Annotated in this window: 22 protein-coding genes; 1 reads left to right on the forward strand and 21 read right to left on the reverse strand. The window is 58.8% G+C overall.

The genetic code is table 11. The features are described from left to right. Window positions 1-131 precede the first annotated feature (131 nt). On the forward strand, window positions 132-2,330 hold the full coding sequence (locus AAAX31_RS03680) for a PBP1A family penicillin-binding protein (protein ID WP_349074848.1): 2,199 nt from the start codon (window positions 132-134) through the stop codon (window positions 2,328-2,330). Window positions 2,331-2,521: 191 nt separating this feature from the next. Here the strand turns inward: AAAX31_RS03680 and AAAX31_RS03685 are convergent, their stop codons facing one another. The 21 genes from AAAX31_RS03685 to rplE form a co-directional block, all read right to left on the reverse strand. Further along, window positions 2,522-2,959 carry an ArgR family transcriptional regulator gene (locus tag AAAX31_RS03685; protein ID WP_006235280.1) on the reverse strand — a complete coding sequence of 146 codons (438 nt, stop codon included), beginning with the start codon at window positions 2,957-2,959 and terminating at the stop codon, window positions 2,522-2,524. Between the two features lie 132 nt (window positions 2,960-3,091). Beyond that, the gene (locus AAAX31_RS03690; RefSeq protein ID WP_349076201.1) at window positions 3,092-4,132 is read right to left on the reverse strand and encodes a glycosyltransferase; all 1,041 of its coding nucleotides are present in this window, start codon (window positions 4,130-4,132) and stop codon (window positions 3,092-3,094) included. A 161-nt stretch (window positions 4,133-4,293) separates the two neighbouring features. Continuing rightward, window positions 4,294-5,118 carry a tRNA pseudouridine(38-40) synthase TruA gene (gene truA / locus AAAX31_RS03695; RefSeq protein WP_195620968.1) on the reverse strand — a complete coding sequence of 275 codons (825 nt, stop codon included), beginning with the start codon at window positions 5,116-5,118 and terminating at the stop codon, window positions 4,294-4,296. Window positions 5,119-5,210: 92 nt separating this feature from the next. Continuing rightward, on the reverse strand, window positions 5,211-5,678 hold the full coding sequence (rplQ, locus tag AAAX31_RS03700; protein WP_055287451.1) for a 50S ribosomal protein L17: 468 nt from the start codon (window positions 5,676-5,678) through the stop codon (window positions 5,211-5,213). A 30-nt stretch (window positions 5,679-5,708) separates the two neighbouring features. Next, complete coding sequence (locus tag AAAX31_RS03705) at window positions 5,709-6,650, reverse strand: DNA-directed RNA polymerase subunit alpha (RefSeq protein ID WP_006235276.1); 942 nt, start codon at window positions 6,648-6,650, stop codon at window positions 5,709-5,711. A gap of 32 nt (window positions 6,651-6,682) precedes the next feature. Then, window positions 6,683-7,279 carry a 30S ribosomal protein S4 gene (gene rpsD, locus AAAX31_RS03710; protein ID WP_006235275.1) on the reverse strand — a complete coding sequence of 199 codons (597 nt, stop codon included), beginning with the start codon at window positions 7,277-7,279 and terminating at the stop codon, window positions 6,683-6,685. A gap of 19 nt (window positions 7,280-7,298) precedes the next feature. Further along, window positions 7,299-7,703, reverse strand: a complete 405-nt coding sequence (gene rpsK / locus AAAX31_RS03715; RefSeq protein ID WP_006235274.1) for a 30S ribosomal protein S11 — start codon at window positions 7,701-7,703, stop codon at window positions 7,299-7,301. A 14-nt stretch (window positions 7,704-7,717) separates the two neighbouring features. Further along, complete coding sequence (gene rpsM / locus AAAX31_RS03720; RefSeq protein ID WP_022094275.1) at window positions 7,718-8,092, reverse strand: 30S ribosomal protein S13; 375 nt, start codon at window positions 8,090-8,092, stop codon at window positions 7,718-7,720. A gap of 14 nt (window positions 8,093-8,106) precedes the next feature. Next, entirely contained in the window at window positions 8,107-8,220 is a 114-nt protein-coding gene (gene rpmJ / locus AAAX31_RS03725) for a 50S ribosomal protein L36 (protein WP_006363204.1), read from the reverse strand. A 147-nt stretch (window positions 8,221-8,367) separates the two neighbouring features. Continuing rightward, window positions 8,368-8,586, reverse strand: a complete 219-nt coding sequence (gene infA, locus AAAX31_RS03730; protein ID WP_035137443.1) for a translation initiation factor IF-1 — start codon at window positions 8,584-8,586, stop codon at window positions 8,368-8,370. 232 nt (window positions 8,587-8,818) lie between these two features. Beyond that, on the reverse strand, window positions 8,819-9,607 hold the full coding sequence (map, locus tag AAAX31_RS03735) for a type I methionyl aminopeptidase (RefSeq protein WP_349076202.1): 789 nt from the start codon (window positions 9,605-9,607) through the stop codon (window positions 8,819-8,821). Beyond that, window positions 9,604-10,230: an adenylate kinase gene (locus tag AAAX31_RS03740; RefSeq protein ID WP_006235269.1), complete on the reverse strand. Its 627-nt coding sequence runs from the start codon at window positions 10,228-10,230 to the stop codon at window positions 9,604-9,606. Before AAAX31_RS03740 ends, map begins: the two co-directional genes overlap by 4 nt. A gap of 18 nt (window positions 10,231-10,248) precedes the next feature. Beyond that, window positions 10,249-11,535 (reverse strand): preprotein translocase subunit SecY, encoded by a 1,287-nt coding sequence (secY, locus tag AAAX31_RS03745; RefSeq protein ID WP_349076204.1) that lies wholly within the window; start codon window positions 11,533-11,535, stop codon window positions 10,249-10,251. Then, entirely contained in the window at window positions 11,529-11,978 is a 450-nt protein-coding gene (gene rplO, locus AAAX31_RS03750) for a 50S ribosomal protein L15 (RefSeq protein WP_349076205.1), read from the reverse strand. Before rplO ends, secY begins: the two co-directional genes overlap by 7 nt. A gap of 3 nt (window positions 11,979-11,981) precedes the next feature. Further along, window positions 11,982-12,164, reverse strand: coding sequence for a 50S ribosomal protein L30 (gene rpmD / locus AAAX31_RS03755; RefSeq protein ID WP_006235266.1), 183 nt, complete (start codon window positions 12,162-12,164; stop codon window positions 11,982-11,984). Window positions 12,165-12,166: 2 nt separating this feature from the next. Further along, window positions 12,167-12,691 (reverse strand): 30S ribosomal protein S5, encoded by a 525-nt coding sequence (gene rpsE / locus AAAX31_RS03760; RefSeq protein WP_006235265.1) that lies wholly within the window; start codon window positions 12,689-12,691, stop codon window positions 12,167-12,169. Window positions 12,692-12,705: 14 nt separating this feature from the next. Next, window positions 12,706-13,074 carry a 50S ribosomal protein L18 gene (gene rplR, locus AAAX31_RS03765; RefSeq protein WP_006235264.1) on the reverse strand — a complete coding sequence of 123 codons (369 nt, stop codon included), beginning with the start codon at window positions 13,072-13,074 and terminating at the stop codon, window positions 12,706-12,708. A gap of 75 nt (window positions 13,075-13,149) precedes the next feature. Beyond that, entirely contained in the window at window positions 13,150-13,686 is a 537-nt protein-coding gene (rplF, locus tag AAAX31_RS03770; RefSeq protein ID WP_006235263.1) for a 50S ribosomal protein L6, read from the reverse strand. Between the two features lie 33 nt (window positions 13,687-13,719). Then, a complete protein-coding gene (gene rpsH / locus AAAX31_RS03775) occupies window positions 13,720-14,118 on the reverse strand; it encodes a 30S ribosomal protein S8 (protein ID WP_006235262.1) in 399 nt (132 codons plus the stop codon). 119 nt (window positions 14,119-14,237) lie between these two features. Further along, window positions 14,238-14,423 (reverse strand): type Z 30S ribosomal protein S14, encoded by a 186-nt coding sequence (locus tag AAAX31_RS03780; RefSeq protein WP_022094280.1) that lies wholly within the window; start codon window positions 14,421-14,423, stop codon window positions 14,238-14,240. A gap of 79 nt (window positions 14,424-14,502) precedes the next feature. Then, complete coding sequence (rplE, locus tag AAAX31_RS03785; protein WP_349076206.1) at window positions 14,503-15,060, reverse strand: 50S ribosomal protein L5; 558 nt, start codon at window positions 15,058-15,060, stop codon at window positions 14,503-14,505. Window positions 15,061-15,196 lie beyond the last annotated feature (136 nt).

A 15,196-nucleotide genomic window follows, 5' to 3' on the forward strand; every position in this document is an offset into this window, starting at 1 on the left:
TCTGAAAAATGCCATCTTCCAGCATACACGAGGCCTCGCGCGCCCCGTTTGGTTTATCGTGTAATAACTTATGTCCATCCTGCCCCGACGGCACATCCACCGTCCGGCACGACATACCTGGAGGTCAATATATGGGTCCTCGCCAACGACAGGGACGCAGCCGTTCAAAGACGCATGCTCTGCCCATAATCCTGCTCTCGTTTTTGGGCTTTTTGCTTATCGCGGGCGTGGCATTTGGCATCGGCATGGTCGGCAACGTCAACCGCTGGCTGTCCGATCTGCCCGACTACACCGACGCCAACGCGTATCTGGTGAGCGAGCCCACCGAGATCGTCGACTGCAACGGCAACAAGATCGCAAGCTTCTACACGCAAAACCGCAAGTCCATCACCAAGGACGAGGTCTCCCCCTACGTGCTGCAGGGCACCGTTGACGTCGAGGACGAGCGCTTCTACGAGCACGGCGGTATCGACCTGTGGGGTATCGCGCGCGCTGCGGTGGCAACCCTCGGCGGCGGTCACGAAGGCGCCTCGACTATCACCCAGCAGCTGGTGCGCAACACCATCCTGCAGGAGGAGCAGTTCGACTCGACCATCGAGCGTAAAGTGCGCGAGGCCTACATCGCCGTCAAGATGGAGGACATGTACTCCAAAGACGAGATCCTCATGATGTACCTCAACACCATCTACTACGGCCACGGCGCCTACGGCATCGAGGCCGCAGCCGAGACCTATCTGTCCAAGAGCGCCGCCGACCTCACCCTGAGCGAGGCCGCACTGTTGATCGGCCTTCCCAACTCGCCCTCGCAGTACGACCCCACGGTCAACCCCGACCTGGCGCTGTCCCGTCGCAACAAGGTCCTTGACAACATGTTGCGCCTGGGCCACATCACGCAGGAGGAGCACGATGCCGCACAGGCCGAGCCCATCACCCTCAACGTGACCGAAATCTCGGGCAGCGGCGTCGACGTATACTCGCAGCCCTACTTTGTCGCCTATGTTAAGCAGCTGCTGGAGCAGGAGTTCTCGACCGACGTGCTCTTTAAGGGCGGCTTGACCGTCAAGACCACCATCGACCCCACGATGCAGCAGGTGGCAGAGAATGCCGTCCGCGAGCAGCTCGACACGCTCTCGCTCGACGGCCTGGACATGGGCATGGTCGTCGTCGACCCCAAGACCGGCTACATCAAGTGCATGGTGGGCGGCTATGACTACAACGCCGACGAGAACCACGTAAACCATGCCACGGCCAAGCGTCCCGTCGGCTCCACCTTTAAGGCCTTTACGCTGGCAACTGCCATCCAAAACGGCATGAACCCCAACGTCACCCTCAACTGCAACTCGCCGCTCAAGGCCAAGGGCACCACGACCGAGGTCCAAAACTACGCCAACCATAGCTATGGCAACATCACGCTTAAGCAGGCGACGGCATACTCCTCCAACACCGGCTACATCCAGGTGGCGGAAGCCGTCGGCAACAGCAAGATCATCTCGCTCGTCAAAAAGCTCGGCATCGATCCCGCCAAGGACAACATCGAGGACGTTCCCGTCATGACGCTCGGCACCGGCTCGATCTCGCCGCTCGAGATGGCCGCCGCCTACGCGACGTTTGCCAACGGCGGCTACTATCGCCAGCCGATCGCCATCACCGAGATTGACTCTCGTACCGGTTCGGTGCTGTACCAGCACACGGACAATCCCTCACAGGTGCTTACCGAGGGCGAGGCCGCCGCGGTCACCGATGTTCTGTCCGGCGTCATGCAGGGCAGCGGTACGGGTGCTGCCGGCGCCTTGAGCGTCAACCAGCCCTATGCCGGCAAAACGGGCACCACCGACAACACCACCAACCTGTGGTTCTGCGGCTATACCCCGCAGCTGGCGTGCGCCCTGTGGACCGGCTATTCCGCAGGTGAGATCCCCATCCAAAAATACGGCACGGACCTGCTGGGCGACAGCACCAACCTGCCTGTCTTTAAGCGGTTTATGAACACCGTTCTGACCGGTACCGAGCGCGAGGAGTTTGCGACCGGAACGGCGCCCACCTACAAGAACAACAGCGTCTGGAAGTTCTACGGCACCAACAACGCCAAGAAGACGGAGAACGACGACAAGGACGAGAACGAGGACGAAGAGGAAACTACCACAACGACTACCACGACGACCACGACCACCGAGACCACGGGTGGCGACACCACCGGCGGCACCGGTACGACCGGTGGCTCGACGGGCGGCTCAACTGGTGGTTCGACCGGCGGCGATGGCGGCACGCCTACGCCTACGCCTACGCCTACTCCCGACCCCTCGCCCACGCCTGACGATACGGTCGGCTAGAAATCATCCGGCCATAAGCAACAAGGCCCCCGAGCAGCTTATTAAAGTGCTCGGGGGCCTTTTAATTTAAAGTGACCTGGTGGACGGTCTTTATACCGGCAAACAAAAAAAGGGGGGGGTACCGACCAACGTCGATACCCCTTACAAGCCACCATGTCACGCGCACAGTGCCGAGCGCACGACCCGCACGCCTACTTGCGAGAATTGCTCAGCTTATTGATCAGCGCCTCAAGACGCTCGCCGTCCTCGGCCGTCTGGGCAATAACCAAAATCGTATCGTTGCCGGCAAGCGAGCCAAGCACATCGGGCAACTCTGCCGCATCAACGGCGGCGGCGATGCCGGAAGCCGTGCCAGGCTGAGCCTTGATCATAACCAGATTATCGGTACGCAGAACGCCCGTTACAAGCTCGGAAACCATACGCTGCAGGTGCAGGTCCTCTGCCAGAACATAGATGCCCTCAGGGAGCTTACGCAGCCCCATGTCGGCAATATCGCGAGAGACAGTCGCCTGCGTGCAATCAAAGCCCATAGCGCGGAGCTCATCGACCAGCACGCGCTGCGTGCGGACGTCCTTATTGCGCACAATATCTCTAATGGCATCCTGGCGCCCATTGCGTTTTTTAGCCATACAAACCCTCTCTCCAAAAGATGGCGGAGACAATCAATCAGTGATTGAATAGTTTAACGCTATTTGAAGGCTTTTGTGTATAAGAACGCATTTCGAAACAATTCTATGCAAGTTTGTTTCGAAATGAGCCGTTTAGGCGGTTTTTGCGCCCGTCCGGTTAAGAAAAGCTGCCAGATGCGTACACATCACGCAGCGCGCGGGCTTGGCGCTGGCGATCGGCCCAAACAACAGACCGAGCCCCCGATGGTTATCCTTGAGCGCGGCGACCATCTGACGGGTTCGAGGCGCATCGAGCATATCACGCATGCGGGCGGAACGCTCGATTGACGACACCCCATGCGGGCTCAGACACAAATTCTCGATGCAGGCGACCAGTCCGGCAAAGTAGAACTTTTGGCTTGCCAGCTTGAGCCGACCACCGCTGTCTGCTTCCGAGAGTGAGTCCGCAAGCTCGTCGAGCGCTCGAGTGTCATCGGATACCTTGGCATACATGGTGGGATCAAAGGCATCTGTAAGTTTAGGTGCCGCCGTGTGGAAACAAGCATCGCCGCAGCCGGACACGCATCGTGTCTGCGAAAGCGCGCATGCCATAAACCCAACTGTGCGAAACACCTTGTCGCACAAAAGGCATGCCTCAAACAGCGAGCGGCTGTACATCACACCAGAGGTCTGAACGACTAGGCCGCCTAAAATCAACTGAGGCAGCCCGGCCACCATCGAAGATTTGCTATCAATGGAAATATGAGCAGCATCCAAGACGCGCGAATGGCGCTCTCGATGTGCATCATAGCGGTCGAGCGACACCGTGGGGAGCACTATGTCTGCCGTAGTATCGCACGCGATATTGACCATCTTGGAAAGGGACTGCGGAGCAAACCACTCATCGGCGTTCATAGCGATGATTTGAGAGCCGCGCGAGGCAGCAAAACCGGCACGAAGACAAGCGCCGCGCTTCGCGTCCTCGACGTCAATCAAATCAATATGGATGTCCCTGTCGGCAGCAACTTGAAGCGAATGGCGCACACCGGGCGCAGCATCGCGGCAGACAACGACAATCTGCAAATCGTAGAGGTCTTGGTTCTGGATACTCTCGAGCGCACGCATCGCATAGCTGGGCGAACCTTCTACCACAAGGATCACCGAAAGTCGCGGATGCGAGACACGTCGAACCAAGTTATCCGTCCTCTCGACAGCAGTGAATCAAACTGTCGTTCATGGTACACCCCGGCAATAAAAGCAATGAGACACCGGTTGTATTGCACGCCAAGAACAGATGTTGCACACGCGCAGCCCACAGATGACAGGTGCCGACGCACGACGCGCCGAGCCCTCCCCTAGTCGAGCACGACAAGCTCGGCGGGATCGTAATCCACGCCCATAAACGTAAGGCCGCAGGCAGGAGCCGTGGGGCCCGCAGCGGTACGGTCGCAAGCATCGATGACCTCGCGCATCCACTCGGGTTCACGGCGATGCATGCCAATCTCGACAAGCGTGCCCACGATCGTGCGGACCATCGAATGCAGAAACGCATTGCCCTCGATGGTAAACGTCAGGATGTCCTCGCCAAACGCAACCTCATGGCCAAACTCGGCACGCATCACGCAGCGGTGCGTGGGCTTGCCCACGGCAGACGCCACCTTGCAAAAGCTCTTGAAGTCCTGCTCGCCCAGCAGCGCGGGACAGGCCGCAGACATCGCCTCAACATCCAATGGGTAGCGATGCCACCACACCGCACCGCGCGAAAGCACAGGGCGCGCGTCGCGATCGGCAATACGGTACGTATACGTACGGGAACGCGCATCAAAGCGTGCAGAAAAGCCTTTACGGGCCTTGTAGACCTCGTTTATGGCGATATCTTTGGGCAGGAGGGCATCCATAGCCCTCAGCCACCTACGGCGCGTCAAAGCCAACTCAGCGTCCGTTACGGGCACGCTGATAAACTGTGCCACCGCATGCACGCCGGCATCGGTACGTCCCGCACACGTCAGGTCGATCGGACGGCGCAGGAGCGTCTCAATAGCTCGACGTAGCTCACCCGCAACCGTCGTCTGTCCCGGCTGCTCGGCAAATCCGCTATACGACGAGCCATCATAGGCCACGCGAAATACGAGCGTGGCGTCAAGCTCGGAAATCGAATTGAAATCAGACGGCGCAGTCATGGGCGCTCCCAACAAACAAGCAACGGTATCGCGACAAAAAAAGAGGGGCACGCGAACGTACCCCTCGAATATAGCCTATGCAGACGGATTGTCTACTCAGCGGTCTCCTCAGCAGGAGCCTCCTCGGCAGCCTCGACCTTCTTGGGAGCAGCGGCCTTCTTGGGGGCCGGAGCAGCCTTCTTAGCCTTAGGCGTGCAAGGCTCGGTGACGAGCTCCATGATAACGATGGGAGCGTTGTCGCCCTTGCGGTTACCGAGCTTCATGATGCGGGTGTAACCGCCGTTGCGGTCCTGCCACATGCCCTGAGCAGCCTTGTCGAAGATCTCGGCAACGAGCTGCTTATCGCCGAGCTTGGCGATAGCCAGACGACGAGAGTGCAGGTCGCCCTTCTTGGCCCAGGTGATGATCGGATCGACGACCGAACGCAGCGCCTTAGCGCGGGTCTCGGTGGTCTTGATGCGGTCGTTCTCGAAGAGGGCCTTAGCAAGGCTCTTCTTCATGGCCTTGGTGTGGCTCGCATCGGTGCCGAGCTTCAGGCCCTTCTTAACGTTATGACGCATGGTCTAGTTTCTCCTCAAATATGCGAAGCATTAAGCCTTCAGGCTCAGGCCCATGGACTCAAGCTTGTCCTTCACTTCCTCGATCGACTTAACACCGAAGTTACGGATGTTGAGCAGATCGTTCTCCGAGAACTCAACGAGCTGACGGACCGAGTGAATGCTGGCGCGCTTAAGGCAGTTGTAAGAACGGACGGAAAGGTCCAGATCCTCGATTTGCTTGTCCAGCTCAGCGTTGTCGTTGGTGACCTCGGGAGCGAAGATCGAAGCCTCCTCCTCGACCTCGGGGGTCTCGGCAAGGTTCATAAAGGCAGCCATATGCTGGTTAATGATATTGGCAGCCTGGACCACGGCGTCGCGCGGGGCGATGGAGCCGTTGGTCTCGATCTCGAGGACAAGGCGGTCGTAGTCGGTGTGCTGACCGACACGGCAAGCCTCAACGAGCTTGGCGCAACGGGAAACCGGCGAGTACAGCGAGTCGACGTGGATCACACCGATGGGATCGTTATCGCGCTTGTTGGCCTCGCCAGAAACATAGCCGCGGCCATAGCCGATGCGCATGCTCATGGTGAGATGGCCACCCTCGGTGAGCGTAGCGATGTGCTGCTCGGGGTTGACCAGCTCAAACTCGGACGGAATAAAGAAGTCCGCACCGGTGACCTCGCAGGGGCCGTCAACCGAAATGGTGGCGGTCGCCTCGTCGGTCGTGCCGAGAGCCCTGAAGACAAGACCCTTGACATTCAGGACGATGTCGGTGACATCCTCGACCATGTTAGGGATGGTCATGAACTCGTGCTGCGCACCATCGATCTGAATAGCCTCGACGGCGGCACCCTCGAGCGAGGACAGAAGAACGCGACGAAGGGAGTTACCCAGCGTATCGCCGTAGCCACGCTCGAGCGGCTCGACGGAGACACGAGCAGACGTCTCGTTGATCTCTTCGACCTGAACCTGAGGCCTAATGAATTCTGACATGTATTACCTCCAGCCTCAGCAGCCCGGATGGACTACTTAGAGTAGAGCTCGACGATGAGCTGCTCGTTGATATCACCGCTGATCTGCTCACGCGTCGGCAGAGCGAGCACGTTACCAGACAGCTTCTCGATATCGACCTCGAGCCAGCCAGGGACCTCAAAGCGCTCGGAGGAAATCAGAGCCTCCTTGATGGGGAGGAGGTCACGGAACTTCTCGCCGACAGCGACGACGTCGCCGGCCTTGACGCGGTAGGACGGGATGTCCACGCGCTTGCCGTTCACGGTGAAGTGACCGTGACGGACGGACTGACGAGCCTCTTTGCGGGTGCGGGCGAAGCCAAGACGGAAGACGACGTTGTCGAGGCGAGACTCAAGAATGATCATGAGGTTCTCACCGGTGACGCCGTTCATCTTACGGGCCTTGTTGAAGTAGCCGTGGAACTGCTTCTCCAGAACGCCATAGATGAACTTGACCTTCTGCTTCTCGCGCAGCTGCATGCCGTACTCAGATTCCTTGCGACGGCGCTTGGGCTGACGGATAGATTCCTTCTTGCTGCTGTAACCGAGCTCAGCGGGATCGATCCCGAGCTGACGGCAGCGCTTAAGAACAGGAGTCCTGTCGATTGCCATATTGATACGATCCTTTCAGTTACACGCGGCGACGCTTCTTGGGGCGGCAGCCGTTGTGCGGAATGGGGGTCTTGTCCTGGATGCTCGAGACCTCGAGGCCAGCAGCCTGGAGGGAGCGGATGGCGGTCTCACGACCGGAGCCGGGGCCCTTGACGAAGACGGAAACCTTCTTCATACCGTGCTCCATGGCCTGCTTGGCAGCAGCCTCGGCAGCCATCTGGGCAGCGAACGGCGTGGACTTACGGGAGCCCTTGAAGCCCACCTGGCCAGCCGACTTCCAGGAAATGACGTTGCCCTGGGGATCGGTGATCGAAACGATAGTGTTGTTGAACGTAGAACGAATGTGAGCCTGGCCCACGGAAATGTTCTTACGGTCCGCGCGCTTCAGACGGGCAGCGCGAACGTTCTTCTTAGCAGTAGCCATCTATCTAGCGCTCCTTATTTCTTCTTCTTAGCACCGATCTGACGCTTCGGACCCTTGCGGGTACGAGCGTTAGTGTGGGTGCGCTGGCCGCGGACCGGGAGGCCCTTGCGGTGACGAAGGCCGCGGTTGCAGCCGATGTCCATAAGGCGCTTGACGTTCTGGTTGCGCTCACGGCGGAGGTCGCCCTCAACCATGATCTGGTTCTTATCGATATAATCGCGGATGGCGTTAACCTCATCCTCGGTGAGGTCCTTAACGCGCGTATCCACGTTAACGTTGCACTCGACGCAAATCTTCGTCGCAGTGGTGCGGCCGATGCCGTAAATGTAGGTCAGACCGATCTCAACGCGCTTCTCACGCGGGAGGTCGACACCATTAATACGGGCCAACGTAGTCTCCTCTCTTAACCCTGACGCTGCTTATGACGGGGATTCTCGCAAATGACGAGGACCTTGCCATGGCGCCTAATGATTTTGCACTTATCGCACATCTTCTTGACCGAAGGACGTACCTTCATCGTTCTTCCTTTCGGTAGCGCTCAAACTACTTCCCTACTATCTACTCGCCCAGCCGCAGGCGTTTAAAACTATGGCTGGTCTTCACACGCAAACCGACCGTAGGTTGAGCTAAGCCTGCAGTCGGAAAAGAGCGTGTATGCGTGCCGCTATTTATAGCGATAGGTGATGCGGCCGCGGGTCAGGTCGTACGGGGAAAGCTCCACGACAACCCTGTCACCGGGGAGAATGCGGATGTAATTCATTCGGATCTTGCCAGAAATGTTGCACAGAACCGAATGACCGTTCTCGAGCTCGACCTTAAACATGGCGTTGGGCAGCGGCTCTTTTACCGTACCCTCGAGCTCAATTGCGTCTTCCTTCTTCACAAGCAATCATCTTTCTCTAGAAAACGACAGCGATTGAGTATTCTACAACACGTATGTACGCATCGTAATAACTTCGTAATGGCTCCACAACTAAGTGGAACTTGTTACATTTGAAATGTAAAACAAAGCCGTTCCCTGATGCCCAAGATCGCCTTGAAATGAGAAGGCATAGACCTTGGGGTCATGCCTTCGAAATTGAAAGGCGAGGTTGGGCATCAGGAGGCGGCGACTTTTACATTTCTCCGCCTTGGAGCGAACACCAAGCACCTTGCGCATCCGTGGTGAGAATCACCGGGCCGTCATTGGTAATGGCGACGGTGTTCTCGTAGTGCGCGGCGGGCAGGTGGTCGTTGGTCGTGACGATCCAACCGTCGGAGCCCGTGCTCACATGGTTGGAACCCATCGTAACCATCGGCTCGATGGCAATGACCATGCCGGCCTGGAGGCGAACGCCCCTCCCCTTCTTTCCATAGTTAGGAACGTTGGGGTCCTCGTGCATCGCGCGGCCAATGCCATGGCCCACATAATCGCGAAGCACGCCGTAACCGTGAGACTCGGCGAGGGACTGAACGGCATAACCGACGTCCCCGATATGGTTACCGGGAACAGCCTGCTCGATGGCAGCCTTAAGGCAATCGCGCGTGATCTCGCACAAAGCCTTGGCTTCGGGCGTGGGGGTGCCGACGAAAAACGTCCAAGCGTTATCGCCGACCCAACCGTCGACAACGGCTCCCGTATCGATGGAGATGATATCGCCATCGCGCAGGATCATGTCGGGGTTGGGAATACCGTGTACCACGGCATCGTTAATCGATGCGCAAATGGTTCCGGGAAACCCGCCGTAACCCTTAAAGGCTGGGGTGCCACCATGCATGCGGATAATCTGCTCCGCGAGCTGATCGAGCTCAAAAGTCGAAACGCCGGGGCGCACCATGGCTCCAACGTGGCGGAGCGCCATCTTAGATAGCGCTCCTGCCTTCTTCATCTGCTCGATTTGCGTTGCAGACTTAATCTTGATCATAGACCGAGAGCCTCTTTGACATCCCCGTACACGGTCTCGCGAGCCTGGTCACCGTTGACCGACTTGAGCAGACCCTGGCCACGATAGTAGTCGACGAGCGGGCTCGTGGACTTCTCGTAGACGTCGAGACGGTTCTTGATGGTCTCGGGCTTGTCGTCGTCGCGCTGATACATCTCGCCGCCACACTTGGGGCAGGTAGCATCGGCAGCGGTGCCGGTGTAACCGCAGGCGCGGCAGGTGCGACGCGAAGACAGACGATCGATAATGACCTCGGGGGCCACATCGACCAGAAGGGCGCAGTCGATCTCGCGACCCATGGCGGAGAGCTCGGAATCGAGCGTCACGGCCTGGGCGGTGTTGCGCGGGAAGCCGTCGAGGATGAAGCCCTGCTGGGCGTCATCGGCGGCAAGGCGCTCCTTGACAAGGTCGATCACGAGCTGATCGGGGACGAGCTCGCCAGCGTCCATGTACTTCTTAGCCTGAATACCAAGCTCGGTGCCACCCTTGACGGCAGCACGCAGCAGGTCGCCCGTGGAAATGTGAGCGACGCCAAACTCGGCGACGAGCTCCTGTGCGACGGTACCCTTACCGGCACCCGGAGCTCCGAGCAATACGAGGTTCATGAGCAATCCTCCTCTAGCCTATTTAAAGAATCCATCGTAATCATACATCTTGATCTGGCCTTCGAGCTTATCGACCGTGTCGAGCACGACGCCGACCATGATGAGGATGGACGTGCCGCCAAATGCCTGGATTAGCTGGTTACCCGTAAAGGAGAAGATGATCGAAGGCACGATGGCGATGAGCGCCAAAAAGACAGCGCTGGGAAGCGTAATCTTGTTGAGCGCGTTCTTGATGTAGGCCGCGGTAGCCCTACCCGGACGCACGCCCGGAATAAAGCCGCCCTGCTTCTTAAGGTTGTCGGCCGTGTCATCGGGGTTGAACACCATGGACGTGTAGAAGTACGCGAAAAACACGATGAGGACAACGTTAAGCACCCAGTTGAGCCAGCCGCGCGAAAGCGCAGAGGCAACTGCCTGGATCCAGCCGATGCCGGGGAAGAACACGGCAATCTGAGCCGGGAAGTACAGCAGCGCCGAAGCGAAGATGATCGGCACGACACCCGCGGTGTTGACCTTGATGGGCAGGTAGGTGGTCTGGCCACCCATCATGCGACGGCCCACGACGCGCTTAGCGTAGGAGACCGGGATGCGGCGCTGGCCGCGCTCAAGGAAAACAATCAACGGGATAACCAGCAGGATGATGGCGCAGATGATCACCATGGTGATGATGCAACCGGCATTGCCCTCGGTGCTGGAGAAGATAGCCTGCGGCAGACCGGCCATGATGTTCGCGAAGATGATCAGCGACATGCCATTGCCGATACCGCGCTGGGTGATGAGCTCACCAATCCACATGATCAGCATGGCGCCCGCAGTGAGCGTGCCGACGATCATGAGGTCGAAGATGATCTCGGGAGCGCCGGCGCCATTGAAGCTGATGCCGAAGCTCTTAAAGAGGAAGAGGTAACCCACGGAGTTGAGGATTGCCAGAGCCAGGGTGAGGTAACGCGAATACTGCGTGATCTTGGTCTGACCGACCTCGCCCTCGCGGGCAAGCTCATGCAGGGAAGGCACAACGGCCTGGAGCATCTGGAGGATGATCGAGCTGGTGATGTAAGGCATGATGCCCAGCGAAAACACCGACACATAGCTCAACGCGCCGCCAGAGAAAAGATTCAGGAGGGCCATAGCACCTGCGGCGACCGAATTGTTATCGGTCGAGAAAAGGCCCAGCATCCCCTGGAAGGGAATGCCGGGCACAGGAACGTGCGCACCAATGCGGTACACGACGAGCATAGCTATGGTAAAAAGAATCTTTTCGCGCAATTCTTTGATGCGGAAAGCATTCTTAAGACCATTTAGCACGGCAGCTCGACCTTTCCGCCGGCGGCCTCGATCTTGGCCTGCGCAGAAGCGCTGACCTTGTCGACCTTGACCGTGAACTTCTTGGTGAGCTCACCATTGCCGAGCACCTTGACGGGCTCGAACTCGCTCTTGGTGATGCGAGCGGCCTTAAGAGCGGCACCGTCGATCACAGCGCCGTCCTCGAACTTACGCTCGAGACGCTCAACGTTAACGGCGGTGTACTCGATACGACGGGGGTTGCGGAAGCCCGGAAGCTTGGGCAGGCGCATAGCCAGCGGAGTCTGGCCACCCTCGAAGCCGGCACCCTTGGTGCCGCCAGAGCGGGAACCCTGGCCCTTCTGGCCGCGGCCAGAAGTGGTGCCGTGACCCGAAGAATTGCCACAGCCGACGCGCTTACGGTTCTTGGTGGAACCGGGCGCGGGAGTAAGATCGTGAAGCTGCATTTGCTACTCCTCTACAATCTCGACAAGGTGCTTGACCTTGAAGATCATGCCGCGGACGGACTCGTTGTCAGCAATCTCGCGAACCTCGCGGATCCTGTGGAGACCGAGGGCACGGACAGTACGGACCTGGTCCTGCTTGCAACCATTGGTGCTGCGGACCTGCTTGATCTTGATGGTGTCAGCCATGCTTAGTTCTCCTTACCGACGAACATCTCGGAGACCGTCAGGCCACGGCGAGCCGCGACGTCCTCAGGGCTGGAGAGCTCCTTGAGGCCCTCGACGGCAGCCTTGATGATGTTGAGGCCGTTGTCGGTACCGAGGGACTTGGACAGGACGTTCTTGATGCCAGCAAGCTCAAAGAGGGGACGCACAGCGCCGCCGGCGATAACGCCGGTACCCTCGACAGCGGGCTTGATGATGATGCGGCCGGCACCAAAGTGGCCGAGAACCTCGTGCGGGATGGTGCCCTGCTCGGTCACCGGCACGTGGAACATGTTCTTCTTGGCATCGAGAGACGCCTTGGAGATGGCCATGGGCACCTCAGCGGACTTGCCCATGCCAACGCCGACGTTGCCCTTGCCGTCGCCAACGACGACGAGAGCGACGAGGCTCATGCGACGACCACCCTTGACGGTCTTCGACACGCGGTTGATGTAAACGACGCGCTCCTCGAACTCGGAGGCCTCGCGCTGCTGCTTCTGATTACGAGCCATGTGCTACATACCTCCTAGAACTCGAGACCGGCGGCACGAGCACCGTCGGCGAGGGCCTTGACGCGGCCATGGTAGATACGGCCACCGCGATCGAAGGCGACCTTGGTGATGCCGGCCTCGATGGCGCGCTTGCCAACGAGCTGACCGACCTTCTCCGCAGCCTCCTTGTTCGAGGTGTGGGTGCCCTTGAACTCGGCCTCGAGGGTCGAGGCAGAGACGAGCGTCAGGCTGGAGCCCTTGCTGTCGTCGATGATCTGGGCATAGATGTTGGCGTTAGTACGGGTCACGCGAAGACGCGGACGCTCGGAGGTACCCGAGACCTTGCCGCGAACACGACGCTGACGACGCTTGAGGCCTTCCAGCTTCGCCTTATGCTTGTTCATACGTAAACTCCTAAAAAGGTTGATCTTGCCAGCACCTGACGGGGTGCTGGTCTTATGCGAGTGAGTCGGTTACGACTACTTGGCGGCCTTACCCAGCTTGCGGCGGATGTGCTCGCCAACGTAGTGGATACCCTTGCCCTTGTAAGGCTCGGGAGGACGATGGCCGCGGATCTCAGCGGCGATCTGACCGACCTGCTGCTTGTTGATACCCTTGACGTTCACGTGGGTGTTGTCGGGAACCTCGAAGGTGATGCCCTCGGGAGCCTCGACGATCACGGGGTGCGAGAAGCCCAGGGAGAACTCGAGGTTCTTGCCCTTCTGCTGCACGCGGTAACCGACGCCGGCGAGCTCGAGCTTCTTCTCGAAGCCCTCGGAAACGCCAACAACCATGTTGTGGATGAGGGCGCGGGTGAGGCCGTGGCGGGCACGGGTCTCACGCTCGTCGTCGGGACGGGAAACGGTGAGGACGTTGTCCTCGACGTTGATAGCGAGCTTCTCAAAGACATCGAGCTCGAGCTGGCCCTTGGGGCCCTTGACGACAACGTTGTTGCCGTTGACTGCCACTTCGACTCCGGCGGGAATCTGGACAGGCTTATTACCGATACGAGACACGGTGATCTCCTTTCCTTCTACCTACCGAGCGAATTACCAGACGTAAGCGATGATCTCGCCGCCGACGTTGTGCTTGCGAGCATCGCGGTCGGTCATGACGCCATGGCTGGTGGAAATAATGGCGGTACCAAGGCCACCGCGGACGCGGGGCATGTCGGCAACGCCGGTGTACTTACGCAGGCCCGGCTTGGAAATGCGGCGGATGCCGTTGATGACCTTAGCCTTCTTGGGACCATACTTAAGCGTGATGTGCAGAGTCTTCTGGGGAACGGTGTCCTCGACATCGTAGCCCTCGATGTAGCCCTCCTCGTGCAGAACACGAGCGATCTCGACGAGCTTCTTGCTGCTCGGCATGGAGACCGTGGCCTTGTTCACAGAGTTAGCGTTACGGATGCGCGTAAGCATATCTGCGATCGGGTCTGTAAGGTTCATACAGATTCTCCTTCGTTCTTGATGAACACGCGCTCTTGGTTCTTCGCCGCCCTTAACGGCAAAGCCTTTTTAGCGCGTTTTCCCTGTTCCAAACTGATGCTTGAAACGCTGGTAGTGACTTACCAGCTGGCCTTCTTAACGCCGGGAAGCTCGCCCTTGAGTGCAAGCTCGCGGAAGCAGACACGGCACAGGCCGAACTTGCGGTACACAGAGTGCGGACGGCCGCAGCGCTGGCAGCGCGTGTACTCACGAGTAGAGAACTTCTGCTTGCGATTGCACTTGACGATCATCGATGTCTTAGCCACTTATATCCTCCTCACATAGAGTATTGTTCGCCCCAAGCGCCGCCCCCTTGTGGGAACGGCGCTTATAGGGCAGGTGAACCTATTTCTTGAACGGGAAACCGAAGGCGTCCAGAAGGGCCTTGGCCTCCTCATCGGTATTGGCGGTGGTCACGAAAGTGATGTCCATACCGCGCTGGTGATCGACGGAGTCGAAGTCGATCTCGGGGAAGATGAGCTGCTCGGTGACGCCCATGGAGAAGTTACCACGGCCGTCGAAGCTCTTGGCGGAGATGCCGCGGAAGTCGCGGATACGGGGGATCGCGACGGAGGTCAGACGATCGAAGAACTCCCACATACGGTCGCCACGCAGGGTAACCTTGCAGCCGATCGGCATACCAGCGCGCAGGCGGAAGGTAGCGATGGACTTGCGGGCACGGGTGATCATCGGCTGCTGGCCGGTGATGGCGCGCAGGTCGCGCACGGCACCGTCGATGGCCTTGGAATCGGTAGCGGCCTCGCCGACACCCATGTTCACGACAATCTTCTCAAACTTGGGGATCATCATGACGTTCTCGTACTGGAACTTGTCCTGAAGCCGCTGCTTGACCTCGTTGTTGTACTTGGTCTTCAGACGCGGCACATACTTCTCTTCTGCCATTGTTCACTCCTTCTTGGGGTTTTAAGCACGGGGCGTGGCCACGATGGGTTGTCCTCGTGCCTCCTGGCTGCATCCGCGCCGCTCATGGCATTTTGCGGTTTGGACTCGACACAGCAGGAGCCGACAAAACAATCGG

It is taken from the genome of Collinsella sp. CLA-ER-H5 (genome assembly GCF_040092375.1).
GTDB lineage: Bacteria > Actinomycetota > Coriobacteriia > Coriobacteriales > Coriobacteriaceae > Collinsella.